The 22,670-nt window shown below is 61.4% G+C and carries 24 protein-coding genes; 22 read left to right on the top strand and 2 right to left on the bottom strand.

Annotation, left to right across the window (positions count from 1 at the left end):
- Positions 1 to 84: 84 nt before the first annotated feature.
- The 22 genes from acpP to QR290_RS21640 all read left to right on the top strand — a co-directional run bounded on the left by acpP (position 85) and on the right by QR290_RS21640 (position 21,016).
- On the top strand, positions 85 to 321 hold the full coding sequence (acpP, locus tag QR290_RS21745) for an acyl carrier protein (RefSeq protein ID WP_003175607.1): 237 nt from the start codon (positions 85 to 87) through the stop codon (positions 319 to 321).
- 108 nt (positions 322 to 429) lie between these two features.
- Entirely contained in the window at positions 430 to 1,674 is a 1,245-nt protein-coding gene (gene fabF, locus QR290_RS21740; RefSeq protein ID WP_289203594.1) for a beta-ketoacyl-ACP synthase II, read from the top strand.
- Positions 1,674 to 2,489, top strand: coding sequence for an aminodeoxychorismate lyase (pabC, locus tag QR290_RS21735; RefSeq protein ID WP_289203593.1), 816 nt, complete (start codon positions 1,674 to 1,676; stop codon positions 2,487 to 2,489). Before fabF ends, pabC begins: the two co-directional genes overlap by 1 nt.
- 3 nt (positions 2,490 to 2,492) lie before the next feature.
- Complete coding sequence (gene mltG / locus QR290_RS21730) at positions 2,493 to 3,674, top strand: endolytic transglycosylase MltG (protein ID WP_289203592.1); 1,182 nt, start codon at positions 2,493 to 2,495, stop codon at positions 3,672 to 3,674.
- 19 nt (positions 3,675 to 3,693) lie between these two features.
- The gene (tmk, locus tag QR290_RS21725; protein ID WP_289203591.1) at positions 3,694 to 4,326 is read left to right on the top strand and encodes a dTMP kinase; all 633 of its coding nucleotides are present in this window, start codon (positions 3,694 to 3,696) and stop codon (positions 4,324 to 4,326) included.
- Positions 4,319 to 5,302, top strand: coding sequence for a DNA polymerase III subunit delta' (locus QR290_RS21720; protein WP_289203590.1), 984 nt, complete (start codon positions 4,319 to 4,321; stop codon positions 5,300 to 5,302). The genes tmk and QR290_RS21720 overlap by 8 nt, the downstream gene beginning before the upstream one ends.
- Before the next feature lie 42 nt (positions 5,303 to 5,344).
- Positions 5,345 to 5,701 carry a PilZ domain-containing protein gene (locus QR290_RS21715; RefSeq protein WP_007950801.1) on the top strand — a complete coding sequence of 119 codons (357 nt, stop codon included), beginning with the start codon at positions 5,345 to 5,347 and terminating at the stop codon, positions 5,699 to 5,701.
- A 15-nt stretch (positions 5,702 to 5,716) separates the two neighbouring features.
- Positions 5,717 to 6,502 (top strand): TatD family hydrolase, encoded by a 786-nt coding sequence (locus tag QR290_RS21710; RefSeq protein WP_289203589.1) that lies wholly within the window; start codon positions 5,717 to 5,719, stop codon positions 6,500 to 6,502.
- 341 nt (positions 6,503 to 6,843) lie between these two features.
- Entirely contained in the window at positions 6,844 to 7,482 is a 639-nt protein-coding gene (locus tag QR290_RS21705) for a TetR/AcrR family transcriptional regulator (RefSeq protein WP_007950805.1), read from the top strand.
- Positions 7,483 to 7,620: 138 nt separating this feature from the next.
- The gene (locus QR290_RS21700; protein WP_289203588.1) at positions 7,621 to 8,589 is read left to right on the top strand and encodes a GTP 3',8-cyclase MoaA; all 969 of its coding nucleotides are present in this window, start codon (positions 7,621 to 7,623) and stop codon (positions 8,587 to 8,589) included.
- A 168-nt stretch (positions 8,590 to 8,757) separates the two neighbouring features.
- Positions 8,758 to 9,363, top strand: coding sequence for a DUF4823 domain-containing protein (locus QR290_RS21695; protein WP_007950810.1), 606 nt, complete (start codon positions 8,758 to 8,760; stop codon positions 9,361 to 9,363).
- Between the two features lie 15 nt (positions 9,364 to 9,378).
- On the top strand, positions 9,379 to 9,939 hold the full coding sequence (locus QR290_RS21690; RefSeq protein WP_289203587.1) for a DUF1285 domain-containing protein: 561 nt from the start codon (positions 9,379 to 9,381) through the stop codon (positions 9,937 to 9,939).
- A 101-nt stretch (positions 9,940 to 10,040) separates the two neighbouring features.
- On the top strand, positions 10,041 to 10,757 hold the full coding sequence (locus QR290_RS21685; protein WP_115078840.1) for a FadR/GntR family transcriptional regulator: 717 nt from the start codon (positions 10,041 to 10,043) through the stop codon (positions 10,755 to 10,757).
- A 25-nt stretch (positions 10,758 to 10,782) separates the two neighbouring features.
- The gene (locus QR290_RS21680; protein WP_289203586.1) at positions 10,783 to 11,658 is read left to right on the top strand and encodes an SMP-30/gluconolactonase/LRE family protein; all 876 of its coding nucleotides are present in this window, start codon (positions 10,783 to 10,785) and stop codon (positions 11,656 to 11,658) included.
- A 270-nt stretch (positions 11,659 to 11,928) separates the two neighbouring features.
- Positions 11,929 to 12,747 carry an SDR family oxidoreductase gene (locus QR290_RS21675; RefSeq protein WP_115078838.1) on the top strand — a complete coding sequence of 273 codons (819 nt, stop codon included), beginning with the start codon at positions 11,929 to 11,931 and terminating at the stop codon, positions 12,745 to 12,747.
- 143 nt (positions 12,748 to 12,890) lie between these two features.
- Positions 12,891 to 13,895, top strand: coding sequence for a substrate-binding domain-containing protein (locus QR290_RS21670; RefSeq protein ID WP_007950821.1), 1,005 nt, complete (start codon positions 12,891 to 12,893; stop codon positions 13,893 to 13,895).
- 56 nt (positions 13,896 to 13,951) lie between these two features.
- A complete protein-coding gene (gene araG, locus QR290_RS21665) occupies positions 13,952 to 15,496 on the top strand; it encodes an L-arabinose ABC transporter ATP-binding protein AraG (protein ID WP_007950823.1) in 1,545 nt (514 codons plus the stop codon).
- A 12-nt stretch (positions 15,497 to 15,508) separates the two neighbouring features.
- A complete protein-coding gene (gene araH, locus QR290_RS21660) occupies positions 15,509 to 16,477 on the top strand; it encodes an L-arabinose ABC transporter permease AraH (protein WP_011335422.1) in 969 nt (322 codons plus the stop codon).
- Between the two features lie 282 nt (positions 16,478 to 16,759).
- Positions 16,760 to 17,473, top strand: coding sequence for a GntR family transcriptional regulator (locus QR290_RS21655; RefSeq protein ID WP_007950828.1), 714 nt, complete (start codon positions 16,760 to 16,762; stop codon positions 17,471 to 17,473).
- Complete coding sequence (locus QR290_RS21650) at positions 17,470 to 18,468, top strand: ADP-ribosylglycohydrolase family protein (protein WP_115078835.1); 999 nt, start codon at positions 17,470 to 17,472, stop codon at positions 18,466 to 18,468. The genes QR290_RS21655 and QR290_RS21650 overlap by 4 nt, the downstream gene beginning before the upstream one ends.
- Positions 18,469 to 18,627: 159 nt before the next feature.
- Positions 18,628 to 20,094 carry a purine-cytosine permease family protein gene (locus QR290_RS21645; RefSeq protein ID WP_085683520.1) on the top strand — a complete coding sequence of 489 codons (1,467 nt, stop codon included), beginning with the start codon at positions 18,628 to 18,630 and terminating at the stop codon, positions 20,092 to 20,094.
- Positions 20,087 to 21,016: a PfkB family carbohydrate kinase gene (locus QR290_RS21640; RefSeq protein WP_289203585.1), complete on the top strand. Its 930-nt coding sequence runs from the start codon at positions 20,087 to 20,089 to the stop codon at positions 21,014 to 21,016. Before QR290_RS21645 ends, QR290_RS21640 begins: the two co-directional genes overlap by 8 nt.
- Here the strand turns inward: QR290_RS21640 and QR290_RS21635 are convergent.
- Together QR290_RS21635 and QR290_RS21630 are read right to left on the bottom strand one after the other, a co-directional pair.
- Positions 21,010 to 21,339: a hypothetical protein gene (locus tag QR290_RS21635; protein ID WP_007950836.1), complete on the bottom strand. Its 330-nt coding sequence runs from the start codon at positions 21,337 to 21,339 to the stop codon at positions 21,010 to 21,012. The two genes, QR290_RS21640 and QR290_RS21635, sit on opposite strands and share 7 nt — an antisense overlap.
- An 82-nt stretch (positions 21,340 to 21,421) precedes the next feature.
- A complete protein-coding gene (locus QR290_RS21630; protein ID WP_289203584.1) occupies positions 21,422 to 22,618 on the bottom strand; it encodes an MFS transporter in 1,197 nt (398 codons plus the stop codon).
- Positions 22,619 to 22,670 lie beyond the last annotated feature (52 nt).

Genomic DNA, 22,670 nt, shown 5'->3' with positions numbered 1-22,670 from the left:
TCAGTTGAAAAGCTGAAAAGTCTTTCTATACACTTACCCACTGGCCAGCTGCCTGAATTTGTCCATTAGGAGTGAAAACAAGGTATGAGCACCATCGAAGAGCGCGTCAAGAAAATCGTTGCCGAGCAACTGGGTGTTAAAGAAGAAGAAGTGGTCAACACCGCTTCCTTCGTAGAAGACCTGGGTGCCGACTCCCTTGACACCGTTGAGCTGGTGATGGCTCTGGAAGAGGAATTCGAGACCGAAATCCCTGACGAAGAAGCTGAGAAGATCACTACTGTACAAGCTGCAATCGACTACGTTACTAGCCACCAGGCGTAATAGTTTGTAATCGTTGCTTGCTGTCATGGAAAAACCGCACTGCCATCATGGCGTGCGGTTTTTTCTTTAGGCCTGATGCAAAGTCGTCATTTGAAAAAGGAGAGTGCTGTGTCGCGTAGACGCGTCGTAGTCACCGGTATGGGTATGTTGTCGCCACTGGGCACGGATGTGCCGAGCAGTTGGCAGGGCATTCTGGCTGGCCGCAGTGGCATTGGTCTGATCGAACACACCGACCTTTCTGCCTATTCCACCCGCTTTGGCGGCTCGGTAAAGGGCTTCAATGTCGAGGGATACCTGTCGGTCAAGGAAGCGCGCAAGCTCGACCTGTTCATTCAGTACGGTCTGGCGGCCGGCTTTCAAGCCGTACGCAATGCCGGTCTGGAAGTCACCGATGCCAACCGTGAACGGATTGGCGTGGCCATGGGTTCGGGTATCGGCGGTCTGACCAACATCGAAGAAACCAGCCGCACCCTGCACGAGACTGGCCCGCGCCGGATTTCTCCGTTCTTTGTGCCTGGCTCGATCATCAATATGATTTCCGGTTTCCTGTCCATCCACCTGGGTGCACAGGGGCCTAACTACGCCATCGCCACAGCGTGTACTACCGGTACGCACTGCATCGGCATGGCGGCGCGCAACATCATGTACGACGAAGCCGACGTGATGATCGCCGGCGGTGCCGAGATGGCCGCGTGCGGTCTGGGCATGGGCGGCTTCGGTGCTTCCCGTGCGCTGTCGACCCGCAACGACGAGCCGACCCGCGCCAGCCGTCCCTGGGACAAGGGCCGTGACGGCTTCGTGCTGTCCGACGGCGCCGGTGCCCTGGTGCTCGAAGAGCTCGAGCACGCCAAGGCCCGTGGTGCGACCATCTACGCCGAACTGATCGGTTTCGGCACCAGTGGCGACGCCTTCCACATGACTTCGCCACCTGCCGACGGCGCCGGTGCTGCGCGCTGCATCACCAATGCGCTGCGCGATGCGAAGATCAACGTCGATCAAGTGCAATACATCAACGCCCACGGCACTTCGACGCCGGCCGGCGACCTCGCTGAAGCCAACGCGATCAAGTCGGTGTTCGGTGATCACGCCTACAAACTGGCGGTCAGCTCCACCAAGTCCATGACCGGTCACCTGCTGGGTGCGGCGGGCGCAGTGGAGGCGATCTTCAGCGTGCTGGCGATCAACAGCCAGGTGGCGCCGCCAACCATCAACCTCGATGAGCCGGACGAAGGCTGCGACCTCGATTTCGTGCCGCACACCGCGCGCAACATGGATATCGATGTCGTGCTGTCCAACTCGTTCGGGTTTGGCGGCACCAACGGCACGTTGGCGTTCCGTCGGTTCGCCGGCTGATGGACTGCTGGGTCGACGGTCTGCCGGCTGACGCTCTGTCGCTGAAAGATCGCGGCCTGGCTTACGGCGACGGTCTGTTCGAGACCATCGCCGTTCGAAGCGGTCAGCCGTTGCTGCTGGATCGGCATCTGACGCGTCTGGCCGATGGCTGTGCGCGTCTGGCCATTGCAGCCGACATCGAACTGATTCGTCATGAGCTGCAATCCTATGCCGCCGCGATGGGCGAGGGCGTGCTCAAGCTCATTCTCACCCGTGGCGACGGATTGCGCGGTTATGCGCCGGATCCTTCGGCGCATGGCCGGCGCATTCTGCAAGGCAATCCTCCCGCCGCTTATCCAGCGACCCACGCCGAGCAGGGCGTTCGCCTGTTTCCGTGCAGCACCCGTTTGTCCAGGCAGCCGTTGCTCGCCGGGCTCAAACACCTCAATCGACTGGAACAGGTCATTGCCCGCGCCGAATGGCAGGACAGTGAACATGCCGAAGGTTTGATGCTCGACCAGGCCGGCCGAGTGATCGAGGGGGTGTTCAGCAATCTGTTCATGGTGCGTGATGGTGTGTTGATCACGGCGGACCTGAAACGCTGCGGCGTGGCCGGTGTGATGCGCGCAGAAATATTGTTTCAGGCCGAGTCCCTGGGCATTCCCGTGCAAATCGCCGACATCCCCCTCGAACAGCTGCAATGGGCCGATGAAGTCTTTGTCTGCAACAGCGTGTATGGCGTCTGGCCGGTACGCGCCTGTGCTGCTCTGAGCTGGCCGGTTGGCCCGCTCACCCGTAAACTGCAAACCATTGCCCGCGCGCTACTGGATGCCTGATTCGTGAGACGTAAACTTTTGCTGCTGCTGGAAACCGGACTGGTTCTGGCAGGGCTGCTGTTGGGCGCCAGCGCCTGGAAGATTCATTCGGCACTGGAACAGCCCCTGAACATCACGCAGGAAGAACTGCTGGATGTGCCCAAGGGATCCACCCCGACCCGTACTTTTCTTGGACTCGAAGCCGATGGCGTCATCAAAGACGCGTTCTGGTTACGGGTCTATTGGCGTTTCAATCTGGCCGGCACGCCGATTCACAGCGGTGAATACCGCATGCAGCCGGGCATGACCGTCAACGGCCTGATCGATCTGTGGAAGCGCGGCGATGTGGTTCAGTACAGTCTGACGCTGGTCGAAGGCTGGAATTTCCATCAAGTGCGCGCCGCGCTGGCCAAAGATGAAAAGATCGAGCAGACCCTCAACGGTCTGAGCGACAGTGATGTGATGGCCAAAATCGGTCACAAGGGCCTGTTCCCTGAAGGGCGCTTCTTCCCCGACACTTACCGCTTCGTGCGCGGTGTGACCGATACCGAACTGTTGAAAAAGGCCTTCGACCGCCTCGACGAAGTGCTGGCCAAAGAGTGGGAAAAACGTTCCGCCGACGTGCCTTACACCGAGCCCTATCAGGCGCTGATCATGGCGTCGCTGGTAGAGAAGGAAACCGGCGTGCCTCAGGAGCGTGGCCAGATTGCTGGCGTCTTCGTGCGTCGCATGGCACTGGGCATGCAGCTGCAGACCGATCCGACGGTGATCTACGGCCTGGGTGACCGCTACAACGGCAAACTGACCCGCGCCCATCTCAAGGAAGCCACGCCGTACAACACGTACATGATTCCGGGTCTGCCGCCGACGCCGATTGCCATGGTCGGACGTGAAGCCATTCACGCCGCACTCAATCCGGTGGATGGCACCAGCCTCTACTTTGTTGCCCGTGGCGATGGCAGTCACGTTTTCTCCGATGATCTGGATGCGCACAACAACGCGGTGCGCGAGTACCAGCTCAAGCGGCGCGCGGATTACCGTTCCAGCCCTGCGCCAGCGACCGCGCCCGAGTCCGCTCCGGCAGCCGAGGAGGCGATTCCTGCCGCCTCGCCCGACACCGCACCGGAATCGTTGCCGCAGCCGCCCGCTCAAGAGCCTGCGCCGACGCCGGAACCGGAAGCCTCCGCTCCCCAAAACACGCAATGACTTTGATTAAGGACTGCCTGTGACTGGCTTGTTTATTACCCTGGAAGGCCCGGAAGGCGCCGGCAAAAGCACCAACCGCGAATACCTCGCCGAGCGCCTGCGCGCCGCCGGTGTCGAAGTGGTGCTGACCCGCGAGCCCGGCGGTACGCCGCTGGCCGAGCGCATTCGTGAGGTGTTGCTGGCCCCGGTCGACGAAGTGATGAACCCGGACACCGAACTGCTGCTGGTGTTCGCCGCCCGTGCCCAGCATCTGGCTGAAGTCATTCGCCCGGCACTGGCCCGTGGCGCGGTGGTGCTGTGTGATCGTTTCACCGATTCGACTTACGCCTATCAGGGCGGCGGTCGCGGCTTGTCGCTGGAGCGCATCGCGGCGCTGGAAACTTTCGTGCAGGGCGACCTGCGCCCCGACCTGACGCTGATTTTCGATCTGCCGGTGGAAATCGGTCTGGCTCGCGCCAGCGCCCGAGGTCGTCTGGATCGTTTCGAGCTCGAAGGCCGTGAGTTTTTCGAGGCCGTGCGCAATGCGTTCCTCAAGCGCGCGGAGGCTGATCCGGCGCGTTATGTGCGGATCGACGCCGGTCAGCCGTTGGCCAAGGTTCAACAATCGCTGGATACCCTGATTCCGAACCTGCTGGAGCTGAGCCGTGGCTGAAGCCTATCCGTGGCAGGACAGCCTCTGGCAGCAATTGGCCGGACGTTCTCAGCACGCTCATGCGTATCTGCTGCATGGTCCTGCCGGGATCGGCAAGCGCGCGCTGGCCGAGCGGCTGATGGCCAGTCTGCTGTGCCAGCGTCCGACGCCTGAAGCCTGCGGCGAGTGCAAATCCTGCCTGCTGCTCAAGGCCGGCAGCCACCCGGACAATTACATCCTCGAACCGGAAGAAGCGGACAAGGCGATCAAGGTCGACCAGGTGCGTGATCTGGTCAGTTTCGTGGTGCAGACCGCGCAACTGGGCGGGCGCAAGGTGGTGCTGATCGAGCCGGTGGAGTCGATGAACATCAACGCCGCCAACGCCTTGCTCAAGAGCCTTGAAGAGCCGTCCGGCGATACCGTGCTGTTGCTGGTCAGCCACCAGCCGAGCCGCTTGTTACCGACGATCAAGAGCCGCTGCGTGCAGCAGGCCTGTCCGCTGCCGAGCGAATCCGTGAGCCTGCAATGGCTGGCTCAGGCACTGCCGGAATGTTCCGAAGACGAACGGGTCGAATTGTTGACCCTGGCCGCCGGCTCGCCGTTGGCCGCCGTCACGTTGCAGGGGCAGGGCGTGCGTGAACAGCGCGCGCAGGTTGTCGAAGGCGTGAAGAAGCTGCTCAAACAGCAGCAATCGCCGACGCAGTTGGCCGAGGAGTGGAAAAACATTCCGATGCTGCGCCTGTTCGATTGGTTCTGCGACTGGTCGAGCCTGATCCTGCGCTATCAATTGACCCAGGATGAAGCAGGCCTCGGCCTGACCGACATGCGCAAAGTCGTGCAGTACCTGGCGCAGAAAAGTGCCCAGCCTAAAGTGCTGGATATCCAGGACTGGATTCTCGCCCAGCGCCAGAAAGTCCTGAGCAAGGCCAACCTCAATGCGGCGTTGCTGCTGGAAGCGTTGCTGGTGCAATGGGCGAGCTTGCCTGGCCAAAGATAAGAATGTGTACCTAGACTCTGAACATCAGCAGTGGAGGTCAACATGAATGAACCCGTCAGCCCGGGGCCGCGCAATGGCATCTTGTCCCTGACCATCAAGGACAAGTCGGTCCTTTACGCCGCCTACATGCCGTTCATCAAGAACGGCGGCCTGTTCATCCCGACCAACAAAAGCTACAAGTTGGGCGACGAGGTGTTCATGCTGCTGAACCTGATGGATGAGGCGGAGAAGATTCCGGTGGCCGGCAAAGTCGCCTGGATCACCCCCAAAGGCGCCCAAGGCAACCGCGCGGCCGGCGTCGGCGTGCAATTCAACGATGGCGACAACACCGCGCGCAGTCGCATCGAAACTCATCTGGCCGGAGCCTTGAAGTCCGACCGTCCCACTCATACGATGTAAGTTGCAGTCCTTTTTATGCTCGTAGATTCCCATTGTCACCTTGATCGCCTCGACCTTGCCGCTCACGACGGTTCCCTGGATGCCGCGCTGGATGCGGCCCGGCAGCGCGGGGTCGGGCACTTCCTGTGCATCGGTGTCAGCGCCGACAACGCGGCTGACGTCAAAGCCCTCGCCGAGCGCTATGAGGACGTCGATTGTTCGGTCGGCGTGCATCCGCTGGATGTGCAGCCGGGCGCGGCGCCGGCGCTGGACTGGCTGCTGCACGAGCTCAATCACCCGAAAGTGGTGGCGATCGGCGAAACCGGTCTGGACTATCACTACGAGCCGGAAGCCGCCGAGTTGCAGCAGGAATCGTTCCGTCTGCACCTGCAAGCCGCACAGCAGACCGGCAAACCGGTGATCATCCACACCCGCGGCGCCCGCGCCGACACGCTTGAGTTGTTGCGCGAAGCCGCGCTGCCCCAGGCCGGTGTGCTGCATTGCTTCACCGAAGACTGGGACATGGCCAAGGTAGCGCTGGACATGGGTTATTACATTTCCCTGTCGGGCATCGTCACCTTCCGCAATGCCGATGCGCTGCGCGATGTGGCGAGCAAGGTCCCGGCCGATCGCCTGCTGGTGGAGACCGATTCGCCATACCTGGCGCCGATCCCGTATCGCGGCAAGCCGAACCTGCCGCAATACGTGCGGGAAGTGGCAGAGTTTCTGGCGATGCTGCGCGGCGAGAACTACGAGCGTTTTGCCGAGCAGACCACCGAGAACTTCAAGCGACTGTTTCCGCTGGCGCATGTAAAAGCCTGAATCGCAGGCAAAAAAAACCCGGGTTCTGGGGGGTGAATCCGGGTTAAGACCATTAGGAGTAAAACAAAGGCACGCGGTCCCTTGGTACCTTTACCGGCGCGACACTTGGGGGAGATGTCGCCCGACAGTTCAAGTATTGATCAGTCTGGCGCCGAGTCCAGTTGGCCGGCCGGGGTTTTTAAACAAATTTGGAATACGTTCGCTTCGGTTATGTTCTCATTCCCCCCGAAACGTTCGTGAAATGAACAAGAAACACAGATATGGTCGGATGATCCGTGCATTTTTGCGCAAGTTAGGCATAATACGCGGCTTCGAATTTTGACCCCTACAGACCTTTTCTTATGCACAAAGAACCTCGTAAGGTCCGTGAGTTTCGTCGCCGCGAGCAAGAAATTCTCGATACCGCGCTCAAGCTGTTCCTCGAACAAGGTGAAGACAGTGTCACCGTCGAGATGATTGCTGATGCCGTGGGTATCGGCAAAGGCACGATCTACAAGCACTTCAAGTCCAAGGCCGAAATCTATCTGCGCCTGATGCTCGATTACGAGCGCGACTTGAACGAGCTGTTGCACTCGGCCGATGTCGACAAGGACAAGGAAGCCCTGTCCCGTGCCTACTTTGAATTCCGCATGCGCGACCCGCAGCGCTATCGCCTGTTCGATCGCCTGGAAGAGAAGGTGGTCAAGGGCAATCAGGTCCCGGAGATGGTCGAGGAGCTGCACAAGATCCGTGCTTCCAACTTCGAACGCCTGACGCTGCTCATCAAGGGCCGCATCAGCGAAGGCAAGCTCGAAGACGTGCCGCCGTACTTCCACTACTGCGCATCCTGGGCGCTGGTGCACGGCGCGGTGGCGCTTTATCACTCGCCGTTCTGGAGCAATGTGCTGGAGGATCAGGAAGGTTTCTTCCAGTTCCTGATGGATATCGGCGTGCGCATGGGCAACAAGCGCAAGCGCGACCCTGAAACCCCAAGCAGCTGAATCATTCAGTCGCCTTATGCGCCGTGTTTTTCGCTACATGGCGCAGTACCGCAGGAATATACTCAGGCATAGGGCTTGCTAAAACTTGAATTGTGAGTCAAGTTTTAGCCGCTCGATTTTCCATCGCCGGAGTGCTTCATGATCGTTGACCGTCAAGGCAGGCGTTTTCGCAATTTGCGGATCAGTCTGACTTCAGCCTGCAATTACGCCTGTACCTACTGCGTGCCCAACGGCAAGCGGCTGGTGGCTGCGCAGGATGAATTGTCGGCCGAGGCCATGGCACGTGGCGTGGCTTATCTGATCGAAGCCGCCGGCATCGAGCGTCTGCGCATCACCGGCGGCGAGCCGCTGGTCAGTCCCAAACTCGAATCTTTCATGAGCGCCGTCGGCAAGATGGGCCTGGAAGACATCAGCCTGACCACCAACGGCCAGCTCCTGGCGAAAAAACTCCCGCTGCTGGTCGATGCCGGCCTGCGACGCATCAACGTTTCCCTCGATACCCTGGACGCCGGCGCGTTCCGCAGCATTGCCCGTGGCGGCGATCTGGCCACTGTGCTGGATGGCATGGATCAGGCGGCCGCGGCGGGGATGAAGATCAAGGTCAACATGGTGCCGTTGCGCGGGCAGAACCTCGACCAGGTGATGCCGCTGCTCGATTACTGCCTCGAACGCGGCTTTGAGCTGCGCTTCATCGAACTGATGCGCATGGGCCACCTGGCCACTGATTCCAACGCCTTCCTGCAACAGTTCGTCAGCCTGCAACAGCTGCTGAGCCTGATCGGCGAACATTACGAGTACGCGCAAACCGACGCGCCAGTGGACGCCACGGCGGTTCGCTATGCGATTCCCGGTCTGGGCAGCTTCGGCGTGATCGCCAACGAAAGCGTGCCGTTCTGCCGAACCTGCTCGCGCCTGCGTCTGTCGTCCACCGGATGGCTGCATGGCTGCCTGTCGTCGAGCAACCGCCATTACGTCGGTGACCTGCTCGACAAGCCGCGTCACGAGGCGCTGCCGGCGTTGCAGCGACTGCTGGTCAAGGCGCTGGGCGACAAGCAGGAAGTCGCGTTTTCCGGCGGCGCCACCGTCATGAAGATCATCGGCGGCTGAAAATCCTCATCGCGAGCAGGCTCGCTCCCACAGGTAAATGCTGACTCCTGTGGGAGCGAGCCTGCTCGCGATTACGATCGAACAATCGACGAAGATCTGGAAATGGCGCAAAAGCTGCATCCTACGGCCATTCGCCGGTTTTCCGTCACCGGCTTCTGGAGGATTAGGATGCGTAGCCTGGTTTTGCTGCTGGCCGTTTTGGCGCTGGGCGGCTGTATGACTGTCAGTGACATGGCCGAAGGGACTCGCTACCAGATGAGCGACGCGGGCTTGCTGGATCACAGCGACAGCCGCCGCGTAAACAATTTCCGCATTCAGCCGGATTCGTTCATCTACATTGCGCAAGGCTCGTTCGCACCGCCGGGTGGTTCCTACCCGCGTCCCAACGTCGTCGCCGAGGAGGCCTTCAAAGGCTTCGTCGAATACTTCCCGATGGTCCGCCGCGCCCGTGCGCCGGAAGGCCTCGACCAGGCAATGGGCGAAGCCCGTGACGCCGGTGCCCACTACCTGCTGTACACGCGTTTCGCCAAGGCCGACGACCGCATCGGCAACTCCGATGAGTGGCTGGATCAGGAAGCCGTGGATCGCCTCGGTATCGACGGTGGTGTGATTCAGATCATGTTGATCGAGACCAGCACCCAGTATTTGATTGATACTGCACGGATCAAGAGTCGTGGCGGTTTACTGACGTTCCACGACAACAAGCCCGAAGACCTGATCGGCCCACCGCTTGCGCAATACGCGCGCAGCCTGCTGGGCGTCGGGGACCAGTAATTCAAGGAGTAAGCCATGAGTGGCCCGCAAAAAGCCAATGACCTGCTGGGGCAAATCCCCAAAACCAAAGGCTTGCCGCCGGTGCACTTGTGGAACCCGGATTTTTGCGGCGACATCGACATGCGCATCGCCCGCGACGGTACCTGGTACTACCTGGGTACGCCGATCGGGCGCAAGCCGATGGTCAAGCTGTTCTCTACCATCATCCGCCGCGATGGCGATGATTATTTCCTGATCACCCCGGTCGAAAAGGTCGGAATCAAGGTCGATGACGCGCCGTTCGTGGCGATTGCCGTCGAGGTGGAAGGCGAGGGTGAGGCGCAACTGCTGCGCTTTACCACCAATGTCGATGAAACCACCGAGGCCGGCGCGGAACATCCGATCCGCGTCGAGATCGATCCGACAACGCAAGAGCCCGCGCCCTACGTGCATGTGCGCACCAACCTCGAAGCGCTGATCCACCGCAATGTGTTTTACCAATTGGTCGAATTGGCCGTCAGTCGTGAAATCGATGGCCAGCGCTGGCTCGGTGTCTGGAGTGGCGGCGAGTTCTTCCGCATCGGCCTCGAACCTTAAATAACCGCAGTCTGTGAAAGCAGGCTGCGGTTTTTTGTCGTTGACTCTCAATCGTATGATGATTAGCGTGGACACCCACAGCGAACCGCTTCGGGGTGTCCATGTCGAGCAGTTTTCACGCATCAACGGTTGACTGGCTGGGCGCCTGGATCGCCGCCGGCCAGGTCAAACCGGGGCAGGCGATCAAGGTCGAGGCCGATCTGGGCGAGCAGCTTGGGGTCAGCCGTACCGTGATCCGCGAAGCCATCAAGACCCTCGTCGCCAAAGGGATGCTTGAAGTCGGGCCGAAAGTCGGCACGCGGGTGCTGCCGATCAAGCGCTGGAACCTGTTCGATCCGCAAGTCGTCGGCTGGCTGTCACGCAGCGGCCTGCCGGAAAACTTCGTCGATGACCTGCTCGACCTGCGCCGTACCATCGAACCGATGGCGGTGCGCTGGGCCTGTGAGCGGGCGACCGTCGAACAGGTCCAAGCCATTCAGCAGGCCTACAACGCCTTGGAGCGGGCCGCGCACAGCGGCATCGATTACAACCGCGCCGACCAGTTCTTCCACGAATGCATTCTCGCTGCCAGCCACAATCAATTCATCGAGCAGATGGTGCCGGCCCTCGGCGCGTTGCTCGCGGTGTCCTTCGAAGTGTCTGCGGCCGATCCCGACGAATTGCGCCGCACCTTGCCCATCCACAAAGACATGGCCGACGCCATCGCCGCCCGGGATGCCGCGCGCGGGGTGTGGGCCTGCATGACCCTGATCGACAATGCCGACCTGGCCATCAAGCGGTTCTACCCGCAGGTGATGGCCGACAAGAAAGCCAGCTGACAAAAACAACAAGACAGGAGGTTGCATGACGTGGACTGCGGTGACAGAGCATCGGGCGCAACTGGGCGAAGGCCCGTTCTGGGACGCGCCGACCCAGGCGCTGTACTGGGTGGACATTGCCGGCAGGCAGGCGCTGCGGCTGATCGGGCAGAACGTGCAGATCTGGCAGATGCCGGAGCACGTCTCGGCATTCATTCCTTGCGCCAGCGGCGACGCGCTGGTGACCCTGAGCAGTGGCGTCTATCGGCTCGATCTCGATTCCCCCGGACTTGAGCCGCGACTGACGCTGTTCTGCGTCGCCGATCCGCAACCGGGCAACCGCGCCAACGAAGCACGTTGCGATGGCCAGGGCCGCTTGTGGCTCGGCACCATGCAGAACAACTTCGGCGAGCAGGGCGAGGATCTGCCGATCACCCGTCGTTCCGGCGGGCTGTTCCGGGTTGATCCGGATAAACGCGTCACGCCATTGCTGCGCGGCCTGGGCATTCCCAACACACTGCTCTGGAGCGACGACGGCACCACGCTGCTGTTCGGCGACAGCCTCGACGGCACCCTATATCGCTATTTCATTCACACCGACGGCAACCTCGACACCGCCCAGCCCTGGTATGGCGCCGATCAGCACGGCGGCCCGGACGGCTCGGCGATGGACGCCGAAGGCTACATCTGGAACGCCCGTTGGGACGGCAGTTGTCTGTTGCGGTTGACGCCTGAAGGCAAAATTGACCGCAAGATCGACTTGCCTATCAGCCGCCCGACCAGTTGCGTATTCGGCGGCGCCGACCTCAAAACCCTGTACATCACCAGCGCCGAAAGTCCACTGAATCACTCGCTGGACGGCGCGGTGTTGTCGCTACGGGTCGATGTGGCCGGAAAGCTCTGTACGCGATTTGCCAGTTAGATCCCAAAATATGGGATGCAAAATTATATATTGAGATTATTTGGCGGTCGGGTTTATAGTCGGCTCCAGCAGTAACACGCACTCACACTTAAAAAGAACAAAACAGGTGAAGTGATGCAGCGAATTTCCATCGCACTCCACAGCGGAGTCAGCGCTTCGGGCCGTTTCGGTGCCGTGGCGTGCGCTCGCCTGTTTTGTTCCAGAAGCCTTCCAGACCGGACATCGTCAGATGCCCGGTTTTTTTATGCTTTCGAACAGGAGTCCTGATTCATGGCTGAACCTCTGTCCCTGCCACCGGTGCCCGAGCCACCGAAAGGTGAGCGCCTTAAAAACAAGGTCGTGCTGCTGACCGGCGCCGCCCAAGGCATCGGCGAAGCAATCGTCGCGACCTTCGCCTCGCAGCAGGCCAAACTGGTGATCAGCGATATCCAGGCTGAAAAGGTCGAAAAAGTCGCCGCGCACTGGCGTGATCAGGGCGCCGATGTACAAGCGATCAAGGCCGACGTCTCGCGTCAGCAGGATCTGCACGCCATGGCCAAACTGGCCATCGAGCTGCACGGTCGCATCGACGTGCTGGTCAACTGCGCCGGGGTCAACGTGTTCCGTGATCCGCTGGAAATGACCGAAGAAGACTGGAAACGCTGCTTCGCCATCGACCTCGACGGCGCCTGGTACGGCTGCAAGGCCGTGTTGCCGCAGATGATCGAGCAAGGCATCGGCAGCATCATCAACATTGCTTCGACCCACTCCACAAACATCATTCCCGGCTGCTTCCCATACCCGGTGGCCAAGCACGGGTTGCTCGGGCTGACCCGCGCGCTGGGCATCGAGTACGCGCCGAAGGGCATTCGCGTCAACGCGATTGCGCCGGGCTACATCGAGACCCAGCTCAACGTCGATTACTGGAACGGTTTCGCCGACCCGCACGCCGAGCGCCAGCGCGCCTTCGATCTGCATCCACCGAAACGCATCGGTCAGCCGATTGAAGTGGCGATGACCGCCGTGTTCCTGGCCAGTGATGAAGCGCCGTTCATCAACGCCTCGTGCATCACCATCGATGGTGGTCGCTCGGTGATGTACCACGACTGAAAACGCGGATTCCAGTTGGCAAGGTCCGTCTGAAATCCAATCATCATACGATATGACTATTGTCGTCATGATTCGCGGGAAACGCTTCGACCGCTGTAACGCTTTTCAAATAACGCTCAAGAAAAATAACAAGGAGTCTGCTTATGAAACGTCGTTTCGGGATTCGTACCCTGTGCAGTACCGCGCTGGCGGTGACTGCGTTCAGCCTGAGCAGTTCGCTGCTGGCCGCCGATCCGGTGAAGATCGGTTTCCTGGTCAAGCAGGCTGAGGAGCCGTGGTTCCAGACTGAATGGGCCTTCGCCGAGAAAGCTGCCAAGGACAAAGGCTTCGAGCTGATCAAGATCGCCGTGCCGGACGGCGAGAAAACCCTCTCGGCCATCGACAGCCTCGCGGCCAACGGCGCCAAGGGCTTCGTCATCTGCCCGCCGGACGTGTCCCTCGGCCCTGCGATCATGGCCAAGGCCAAACTCAATGACCTGAAAGTCATCGCCGTCGACGACCGCTTCGTCGACGCCAATGGCAAGTTCATGGAAGACGTGCCGTACCTCGGCATGGCCGCGTTCGAAGTCGGCCAGAAGCAAGGCGCCGCCATGGCCGCCGAGGCGAAAAAGCGTAACTGGGACTGGAAAGACACCTACGCGGTGGTCAACACCTACAACGAACTCGACACCGGCAAGAAGCGCACCGACGGCTCGATGAAGGCCCTCGAAGACGCGGGCATGCCGAAAGATCACATTTTGACAGCCGCTCTGAAAACCCTCGACGTACCGGGCAGCATGGACGCCACCAACTCGGCGCTGGTCAAGCTGCCGGGCGCGGCGAAGAACCTGATCATCGGCGGCATGAACGACAACACCGTGCTCGGCGGCGTGCGCGCCACTGAAGCCGCCGGGTTTGCCGCGGCCAACGTGATCGGTATCGGCATCAACGGCACCGACGCCATCGGCGAACTGAAAAAGCCCAACAGCGGCTTCTACGGTTCGATGCTGCCGAGCCCGCACATCGAGGGCTACAACACCGCGAGCATGATGTACGAGTGGGTCACCACCGGCAAAGAACCGCCGAAGTACACCGCGATGGACGACGTCACCCTGATCACCCGCGACAACTTCAAGCAGGAGCTGGAGAAGATCGGTCTGTGGAACTGACGGCAGCGGCGGCCCGGGCAACCGGGCCGCTTGAACGGTGTGATGAGGTGGCTTAAATGCACGCGCAAGTACAGACACAAGAACACAGCGCCAGCGGCAGCCTGCGTTTCAACGGGATCGGCAAGACCTTCCCGGGCGTGAAGGCGCTGGATGGCATCAGTTTCGTCGCTCACCCCGGGCAGGTTCACGCCTTGATGGGCGAGAACGGCGCCGGCAAATCGACCCTGCTGAAAATCCTCGGCGGCGCCTACATTCCGAGCAGCGGCGAGCTGCAGATCGGCGAGCGGACGATGGCGTTCAAGTCCACTGCCGACAGCATCGGCAGCGGCGTGGCGGTGATTCACCAGGAGTTGCATCTGGTGCCGGAAATGACCGTGGCCGAGAACCTGTTTCTCGGTCACCTGCCGGCCAGTTTCGGCCTGATCAATCGCGGCGCGCTGCGCCAACAAGCCTTGGCTTGCCTCAAAGGCCTGGCCGATGAGATCGATCCGCAAACCAAGGTCGGACGCTTGTCCCTCGGTCAGCGGCAACTGGTGGAAATCGCCAAGGCATTGTCCCGTGGCGCGCATGTGATTGCCTTTGACGAACCGACCAGCAGCCTGTCGGCGCGGGAAATCGACCGGTTGATGGCGATCATCGGTCGACTGCGCGACGAAGGCAAAGTGGTGCTTTACGTCTCCCATCGCATGGAAGAAGTGTTCCGCATCTGCGACGCGGTGACGGTGTTCAAGGACGGTCGCTACGTGCGCACCTTCGACGACATGAGCCAGTTGACCCACGATCAACTGGTGACCTGCATGGTCGGGCGCGACATTCAGGATATCTACGACTATCGCGGTCGCCCCCGTGGCGCGGTGGCGCTGAGAGTCGATGGCTTGCTCGGCCCGGGCCTGCGCGAGCCGATCAGTTTCGATGCGCACAAAGGCGAGATTCTGGGCCTGTTCGGGCTGGTCGGAGCAGGGCGCACCGAGCTGTTCCGGCTGCTCAGCGGTCTGGAGCGCAACACCGCCGGACGCCTGGAATTGCGTGGACATGAACTGAAGCTGCGTTCGCCCCGCGATGCGATTGCCGCCGGGATTCTGCTGTGCCCGGAGGACCGCAAGAAGGAAGGCATCATCCCGCTCGCCAGCGTCGCCGAGAACATCAACATCAGTGCGCGTGGCGCCAACTCCGGTCTCGGTTGCCTGCTGCGCGGGATCTGGGAAAAGGGCAACGCCGACAAACAGATCAAGGCCCTGAAAGTGAAAACGCCCCACGCCGGGCAACAGATCAAGTTCCTGTCGGGCGGCAATCAGCAGAAGGCGATTCTCGGCCGCTGGCTGTCGATGCCGATGAAAGTCCTGCTGCTCGACGAGCCGACTCGGGGCATCGACATCGGCGCCAAGGCCGAGATCTACCAGATCATCCATAACCTGGCCGCCGACGGTATTTCGGTGATCGTGGTGTCCAGCGATCTGATGGAAGTGATGGGCATTTCCGACCGCATTCTGGTGCTGTGCGAGGGCGCCCTGCGTGGCGAAGTCAGCCGCGACCAGGCCAACGAATCCAACCTGCTGCAACTGGCTTTGCCGCGCCACCGCGCTGACGGCGTGGCGAACTGAGAGGTGACTATGATGACAACCCAAAACGAAACCCTGCCGACCGAGCGCAAACCTCTGGATATGCGGCGCTTCCTCGATGACTGGGTGATGCTGCTGGCGGCGGTGGGCATTTTTGTCGCCTGCACCTTGCTGATCGACAACTTCCTCTCCCCGCTGAACATGCGTGGCCTGGGCCTGGCGATTTCCACCACCGGGATCGCCGCGTGCACCATGTTGTATTGCCTGGCGTCGGGGCATTTCGACCTGTCGGTGGGTTCGGTGATTGCCTGCGCCGGGGTGGTTGCGGCGGTGGTGATGCGCGACACCAACAGCGTGTTTCTCGGTGTCAGCGCGGCGCTGGTAATGGGCCTGATCGTCGGGTTGATCAACGGCATCGTGATCGCCAAGTTGCGGGTCAATGCGCTGATCACGACGCTGGCGACCATGCAGATCGTCCGTGGCCTGGCCTACATTTTTGCCAATGGCAAAGCGGTGGGCGTGTCGCAGGAATCGTTCTTCGTGTTCGGCAACGGCCAGTTGTTCGGCGTGCCGGTGCCGATCCTGATCACCATCGTCTGCTTCCTGTTTTTCGGCTGGTTGCTGAACTACACGACCTATGGTCGCAACACCATGGCCATCGGCGGCAACCAGGAAGCGGCGCTGCTGGCGGGGGTGAATGTCGATCGCACGAAGATCATCATCTTTGCGGTGCATGGGGTTATTGGTGCGTTGGCGGGGGTGATCTTGGCGTCGCGGATGACTTCTGGGCAGCCGATGATCGGGCAGGGGTTTGAACTGACGGTGATTTCGGCTTGCGTGTTGGGCGGGGTTTCGTTGAGCGGCGGGATCGGGATGATCCGGCATGTGATTGCCGGGGTGTTGATTCTGGCGATTATCGAGAATGCGATGAACCTGAAGAATATCGACACGTTCTACCAATACGTGATTCGCGGTTCGATTCTGCTGTTGGCTGTGGTGATCGACCGTCTGAAACAGCGCTGAAATCAAAAGCTCCCTCACCCCCCGCCCTCTCCCGTAGGGAGAGGGAGCCGACCGAGGTGTCTTGCGCTCTACATTGACCTGAAGAATCCAGTCGATTATGGATTCAGCGAGCGGGCGCAGGTCGGCGTATCTCTAAAGCATCCCCCATTCAGTTCCCTCTCCCTCCGGGAGAGGGCTAGGCGGGCGGCGTTCCGATGAGGGTGCTTTTGCTTCTTCCGCCTTTTGTCACCTTCCCGAAATTGTTCTTGCCCGCTCCAGCCCGTTTCGGTTATCACTTTGTACATGATTAGACAGGTACGATTTGACAAGAAACAACGGGTGGTCGACGAGCTCGTCCGACGCATCGAAAGCGGCCTCATGGAGGACGGCTTTCTGTTGCCCGGCGAGCATCAGTTGGCTCAGGAATTCAACGTCAGCCGTGGCACGTTGCGCGAAGCGCTGGCCGAACTGAAGCGGCGCAATTACATCGCCACGCAAAGCGGGGTCGGTTCCATCGTCACCTTTGACGGTGTGGTGCTCGACCAGCGCAGCGGCTGGGCTCAGGCCCTGGCCGACAGCGGGGCGTTGATCAATACCGATGTGCTGCGTCTGGAGGCCGTGACCCGTGAGGATCTGCTTCCGCGTTTCGGCTCCGATCAATTCATTCTTCTCGAGCGTCGCCGCCGTTCCAACGACGGCACGGCGGTGTCCCTCGAACGCTCTCTGATGCCCGCCACCGGAGGCCTGGAAAGCCTGCCGCGGGTCGGCCTTATCGACAATTCCCTGACCATCACCCTGGCCGCCTATGGCTACGTCGGCGAGCGCGGCGATCAATGGATCGGCGCCGAACCGCTCAACGCGGTGGACGCCGAACTGCTCGGCCGTCCGGAAGGCACGGTTTTCCTCAAGGCATTGCGCACCACCTACGACCGGCAGAACCGCTTCATGGAACAGGTCGAAAGCCTGCTCGACCCGGTGCATTTCCGTCTGCACCTGCAATTTGGAGAATCGAAATGACCGCCCTCGACCGTGCCTTGGGCGCGTTTTACGGCTTGGCCCTCGGCGATGCGCTGGGCATGCCGACGCAATCCCTGAACCGCGAAACCATCAAGCAGCGCTTCGGCCAGATCACCGATCTGCAAGACGCCGGCCCCTTGCAGCCGATTGCCGCGAACATGCCCAAGGGCTCGATCACTGACGACACCGAACAGGCGATTCTGGTCGGCGAGTTGTTGATCGAAGGCAAGGGCCGGATCGAACCGGCGGTGCTCGCGCAACGGCTGATCGAATGGGAAGCCGAGATGCAGGCCAAGGGCTCGCAGGACTTGCTCGGCCCGTCGACCAAACGCGCAATCGAAATGATCCTCGCCGGCCATTCGCCGGAAGAGGCCGGGCGTTATGGCACCACCAACGGCGCGGCGATGCGCATCACCCCGGTGGGGATCGCGGCGGATGTCGCCGACCCCGAGCGCTTTATCGCGGCGGTGGTGCAGGCGTGTCAGGTCACCCACAACACCACGTTGGGGATTTCCAGCGCGGCGGCGGTGGCGGCGGTAGTTTCGGCAGGCATCAACGGTCTGGATCTGGGCGAGGCACTGAACCTCGGTCAACAGATCGCCCAGCAAGCGGAAACGCACGGGCACTGGGTGGCCGGTGGGCGCATCGCTTCGCGAATCAGTTGGGCGCGCAGCATCAGTGTCGAGAGCGACCCGGTGCTGCTCGCGGATCTGCTGTACGACGTGATCGGCACTTCGGTGGCGTCGCAGGAGTCGGTGGTGGTGTCGTTCGCCCTCGCGCAGCAAGTCGCGGTCGGTGAAATGACGCCATTCGATGCGCTGTGCATGGCCGCGAGCCTGGGTGGCGACACCGACACGATCGCCGCGATTCTCGGCGCCATGCTCGGGGCCTGCCTGGGTCTTCAGAGCTGGCCGGCGCCGATGATCGAGACGGTGAAAGCCGTCAACGATCTGGAGCTTGAACCGTTGGTGACAGGGCTGTTGGCCTTGCGCTGATTGGACTGACGCCCTCGCTGGCTTGCCAGCGAGGGGCGCACCACAAGTCTTGAATATTCATCCGCAATGGATCGCACAGACAGGCCCAGGAAGGGCGCGATGTCTTGTCGTTCTGCGTCATTGCCACAACCACAATAAAGGCAAACAGGAGCATTTTTCATGAGTTCATCGAACGCCGGGCAAAGCGCCGGGCAACTGGAAACCCGGGGCATCGAACCGGTGCCGGAAGGCGAGTGCAACGGCCATCCGCTGCAACTGTTCTGGGTCTGGTTTGCTGCCAACATTTCCATCCTCGGCCTGCCGCTTGGCGCCACTCTGGTTGCGTTTCGCGGCCTGGCGATCTGGCAGGCGATCATCGTCGCGATCCTTGGCGCTGCCGGTTCGTTCGCGGTGGTGGGGATCATCTCGATTGCCGGCCGTCGCGGTCGTGCGCCGAGCCTGACCCTGTCGCGGGCGATCTTCGGTGTGCGCGGCAATATCGGCCCGACACTGGTGTCTCTGATGTCGCGCCTGGGTTGGGAAACCGTCAACACCACCACGGCGGCGTTCGTGCTGCTGTCGCTGTGCTCGATCCTGTTCGGCTCGCCGGTGGAAGCCAAAAGCGCGCCGGTGCTGACCCTGATCTTCATCGCGATTTTCGTGCTGCTGACCCTGTCGGTGTCCGGCCTCGGCCACGCCACTTTGCTGGTGATCCAGAAGTGGGCGACCTACGTGTTCGGCGCGCTGAACATTCTGGTCGGTGGCTTCCTCTGCGCGACCATCGACTGGAGCGCGGTGTTCAACGCCACGCCAGCGCCGATGAGCGCGATGATCATCGGCATCGGCACCATGGCCGCCGGCACCGGGATCGGCTGGGCGAATGCCGGCGCCGACATGTCGCGCTATCAGCATCGCAGCGTCAAAGCGGTGCGCCTGGTCGCGTCGGCAGCGTTCGGTGCGGGGATTCCGCTGGTGCTGCTGATTACCCTCGGCGGCCTGCTGTCGGTGGGCAACAACGACCTCGCTTCGGCGACCGACCCGATCGTGGCGATCCGCGACATGCTGCCGACCTGGATGGCCGTGCCGTATCTGATCACCGCATTCGGTGGCCTGCTGCTGTCGAACAACCTGTCGGTGTACTCCGCCGGTTTGACAACGCTGACCCTCGGCCTGAAGGTCAAACGCGTGTACGCGGTGGTGGTGGACATCGTCGCGATCTTCGCCGGTTCGATCTACTTCATGCTGATCGCCGACAGTTTCTACGGCCCGTTCATCACCTTCATTTCCCTGCTGGCGGTGCCGATCACCGCGTGGGTCGGGATCTTCGTGGTCGATCTGATTCACCGTCACTACTACAGCCCGAAAGACTTGCTCGACGTCAGTCCGAGCAGCGCCTACTGGTACAGCGGTGGCATCGAGTGGCGCGCATTCGGCGCGTGGGCGATCGCGATCGTGCTGGGCTTCAGTTTCACCACCATCGGCACCACCGCCGAGAACGTCTGGTTCAAGGGCTTCCTGTCCGACTCGTGGCTGGGCCACAACGGCCTCGGCTGGATCGTGACGTTCGTGGTCGCCGGCGGCATTTACTTCGTACTCGGCGGGGCGAGAGATCGCCGCGCTGCGCAATCCGAGAATGCTCATGCCTAAGATGTTGCACACCGGCCAGGTCATCATCGACCTGGTCATGGCCGTGGAGGCGCTGCCGCAAATCGGCGGTGACGTGCTGGCGCAGTCCGCCAATTTCGAAGCCGGCGGCGGCTTCAATGTGATGGCTGCCGCCGCGCGTAACGGCTTGCCTGTGGTCTATCTGGGTCGCCACGGCAATGGTCGTTTCGGCGATCTGGCGCGCCAGGCGATGAACGCCGAAGGCATCCGCATCGGCATCGAACAGCCTGCAGAGCACGACACCGGCATTTGCGTGGCGCTGACCGATTCGTCGGCCGAGCGCAGTTTCATTTCCTACATCGGCGCTGAAGGCGAGATCACTGCGACTGAACTGAACAGCGTTGCCGCCGAGGCGGGAGATTACGTCTACGTCAGCGGTTACAGCCTGCTGCACAGCGGCAAGGCCCAGGCGTTGCTGGACTGGACGCTGGCGTTGCCGAAAGCGATCAACGTGGTGTTCGACCCGGGCCCGCTGGTGGAATCGCCGGACTCACCGATGATGCAGGCGTTGCTGCCGCGCATCGATGTGTGGACCAGCAACAGCGTTGAAGCGCTGCGTTTCACCGGTGCGGCGGACATTGAAACCGCATTGGACCGGTTGACCGTGCACCTGCCATACGAGGTGCTGATGGTAGTGCGCGACGGCCCGCAGGGTTGCTGGATTCATCAGCGCGGCGAACGCCGGCATGTGCCGGGTTTCAAGGTGCAAGCCGTGGATAGCAATGGTGCAGGCGATGCGCATGCCGGAGTATTTGTCGCTGGATTGGCGCAAGGACTTTTGGCACATGAAGCCGCCCGGCGGGCGAACGCTGCAGCCGCGTTGGCCGTCACCCGCTGGGGCCCGGCGACTTCACCGGGCACTACCGAAGTCGATGCGCTGATCCGCGAATCTTCCGCCTACTGACCTGCCCCTTCGGAACCCGAGCCACCGGTGGTGGTTTTCGAGCCCATGCCGGAGCCGGAATTATCCGGCGGAACCGGGTTGCCGGAAGTGCCGCCCTGGCGTCCCGGATCGTTGCCCTGGGTGCGCGGGTCGGTGCCGGTGGCGGGCGGCAAAGCATTCTCGACGCCCGAGCCATCGGTGTTCATGCCGGGCGCACTCTGGATGGCCGGCGCTTTCGGGCGCTCGACCGGATCGGTGGGGCCGGTTCCGGTGGCGGTCGCAGCGAAGGCCACGGGAGAGAGCAGGGCGGCGAAAACGAGAGCAGTCAACCTTGACGAGATCATGGGGTTTCTCCAGTGATTGAAATCCTTACCTGATCTTGGGCCGCCTTCGCGTCGCATAGGTGCCGGATGAGCGACGAACGGTTCAGTTCGTCAGCGCGTTTTCTATCGTGATCCGCCGCCATAACAGGCGGCCGACGGTGATCGTCCAGTTCAACGCCGCCACCGCCAGCACCGTCAGCAACAGCATCGGCATGCCGTGCTCGACGATGATTTTCCCGGCCAGCAGCGGGAAACCGAATATGCCGATGAAGTACGCCAGACTGAACAACAGCAACGCCTGGGACGTGGTGCCGGCCGGCGCTTCGTTGGCCGCCAGCCCGTTGATTACCGAGTAGGTGAGCCCGTAACCGACACCGAGCATCACCGCCGCCAGCAGATAGCTGAAACCACTCTGCACGCCGAACGCGAACAACACGATCGAGCCCAGCATCAACCCCGACAACAGGCACGACGCGCGCAGCGGATCACGCTTGACCACATAACCTGCGATCAACATCCGGCTGCTGATCGCAGCGCTCATGAAGCCCAGAAAGAACAGCGAATAGTCCAGCGAACGGGCGGCGGCATAGCTGGTCTGGAAGCTCGAAAGCCCGCCGAACACGCAACCGCCGAGGCCGACCATGATGATAGGAAACACCGCGCGTGAGCCGAGCACTTGCGTCGTCGCTCGCCAGCTGATTTTTGCCGCTGACGCGGCTTGTGTACTTTTCAAACGAGCACCGAGACGCCAGAACAGCAGCACGCCGATCATGCTCGCCATCGCCGCCAGATAGAACGCCGATGTCACCGGCAAACCCAGCGCACTCGCCGCCCGACCGAGCAGCGGGCCGCTGCCGATCCCGGTCATCATGCTGCCGGACAGCAACGCAAAGTATTTCGCCCGCTGTGCCGGACTCACTAGGCTGGCGACAATGATCGGCCCCAGCGTGTAGAACACGCCCCAGCCCAGCCCCAGCAGCAAACCGAAAAACAGCAGCCAATGGCCGAAGCCCGGCGTCATTGCAAAGCCCAGACTCGCCGCCACCAGCAACAGCCCGAACAGCGCAATCGAACGCGCCGCGCCCAGCCAGTCGGACAGGTGCCCGGAGACCAGCACCGCAACGAAGGTGCTGAGCATCGCCGCACTGATCACGCTGCCGGCGTCGTGCTCGTTGCCGCCGCGAGAACCGATCAGCAGCGAGAGCAAAAACGTCGCGCCATAGGACAGCGACAACAGATAACTGGCGAGGCAGAACAGGCCGAACAGTTTGCCCGAGACCTGGGGTGTTGCTTGAGGCATGACGCGGTTCCTTGACCGGAAAAATTGAGCGTCATCTATCTAACACGTCATG

Source organism: Pseudomonas fluorescens, assembly GCF_030344995.1.
GTDB lineage: Bacteria > Pseudomonadota > Gammaproteobacteria > Pseudomonadales > Pseudomonadaceae > Aquipseudomonas > Aquipseudomonas fluorescens_BF.
This window is presented reverse-complemented; position numbering and strand designations above follow the sequence as displayed.

Excerpts from the sequence above, each read along its gene's own strand:
- QR290_RS21695 (WP_007950810.1), top strand. The coding sequence starts at position 8,758 with ATGCGTAGCCTGGTTTTGCTGCTGGCCGTTTTGGCGCTGGGCGGCTGT.
- QR290_RS21655 (WP_007950828.1), top strand. The coding sequence starts at position 16,760 with ATGATTAGACAGGTACGATTTGACAAGAAACAACGGGTGGTCGACGAG.
- QR290_RS21650 (WP_115078835.1), top strand. The coding sequence starts at position 17,470 with ATGACCGCCCTCGACCGTGCCTTGGGCGCGTTTTACGGCTTGGCCCTC.
- QR290_RS21645 (WP_085683520.1), top strand. The coding sequence starts at position 18,628 with ATGAGTTCATCGAACGCCGGGCAAAGCGCCGGGCAACTGGAAACCCGG.
- QR290_RS21690 (WP_289203587.1), top strand. The coding sequence starts at position 9,379 with ATGAGTGGCCCGCAAAAAGCCAATGACCTGCTGGGGCAAATCCCCAAA.
- QR290_RS21635 (WP_007950836.1), bottom strand. The coding sequence starts at position 21,339 with ATGATCTCGTCAAGGTTGACTGCTCTCGTTTTCGCCGCCCTGCTCTCT.
- QR290_RS21715 (WP_007950801.1), top strand. The coding sequence starts at position 5,345 with ATGAATGAACCCGTCAGCCCGGGGCCGCGCAATGGCATCTTGTCCCTG.
- QR290_RS21705 (WP_007950805.1), top strand. The coding sequence starts at position 6,844 with ATGCACAAAGAACCTCGTAAGGTCCGTGAGTTTCGTCGCCGCGAGCAA.
- QR290_RS21700 (WP_289203588.1), top strand. The coding sequence starts at position 7,621 with ATGATCGTTGACCGTCAAGGCAGGCGTTTTCGCAATTTGCGGATCAGT.
- QR290_RS21685 (WP_115078840.1), top strand. The coding sequence starts at position 10,041 with ATGTCGAGCAGTTTTCACGCATCAACGGTTGACTGGCTGGGCGCCTGG.
- QR290_RS21670 (WP_007950821.1), top strand. The coding sequence starts at position 12,891 with ATGAAACGTCGTTTCGGGATTCGTACCCTGTGCAGTACCGCGCTGGCG.
- QR290_RS21640 (WP_289203585.1), top strand. The coding sequence starts at position 20,087 with ATGCCTAAGATGTTGCACACCGGCCAGGTCATCATCGACCTGGTCATG.
- araH (WP_011335422.1), top strand. The coding sequence starts at position 15,509 with ATGACAACCCAAAACGAAACCCTGCCGACCGAGCGCAAACCTCTGGAT.
- araG (WP_007950823.1), top strand. The coding sequence starts at position 13,952 with ATGCACGCGCAAGTACAGACACAAGAACACAGCGCCAGCGGCAGCCTG.
- acpP (WP_003175607.1), top strand. The coding sequence starts at position 85 with ATGAGCACCATCGAAGAGCGCGTCAAGAAAATCGTTGCCGAGCAACTG.
- QR290_RS21680 (WP_289203586.1), top strand. The coding sequence starts at position 10,783 with ATGACGTGGACTGCGGTGACAGAGCATCGGGCGCAACTGGGCGAAGGC.
- pabC (WP_289203593.1), top strand. The coding sequence starts at position 1,674 with ATGGACTGCTGGGTCGACGGTCTGCCGGCTGACGCTCTGTCGCTGAAA.
- QR290_RS21675 (WP_115078838.1), top strand. The coding sequence starts at position 11,929 with ATGGCTGAACCTCTGTCCCTGCCACCGGTGCCCGAGCCACCGAAAGGT.
- QR290_RS21710 (WP_289203589.1), top strand. The coding sequence starts at position 5,717 with ATGCTCGTAGATTCCCATTGTCACCTTGATCGCCTCGACCTTGCCGCT.
- QR290_RS21630 (WP_289203584.1), bottom strand. The coding sequence starts at position 22,618 with ATGCCTCAAGCAACACCCCAGGTCTCGGGCAAACTGTTCGGCCTGTTC.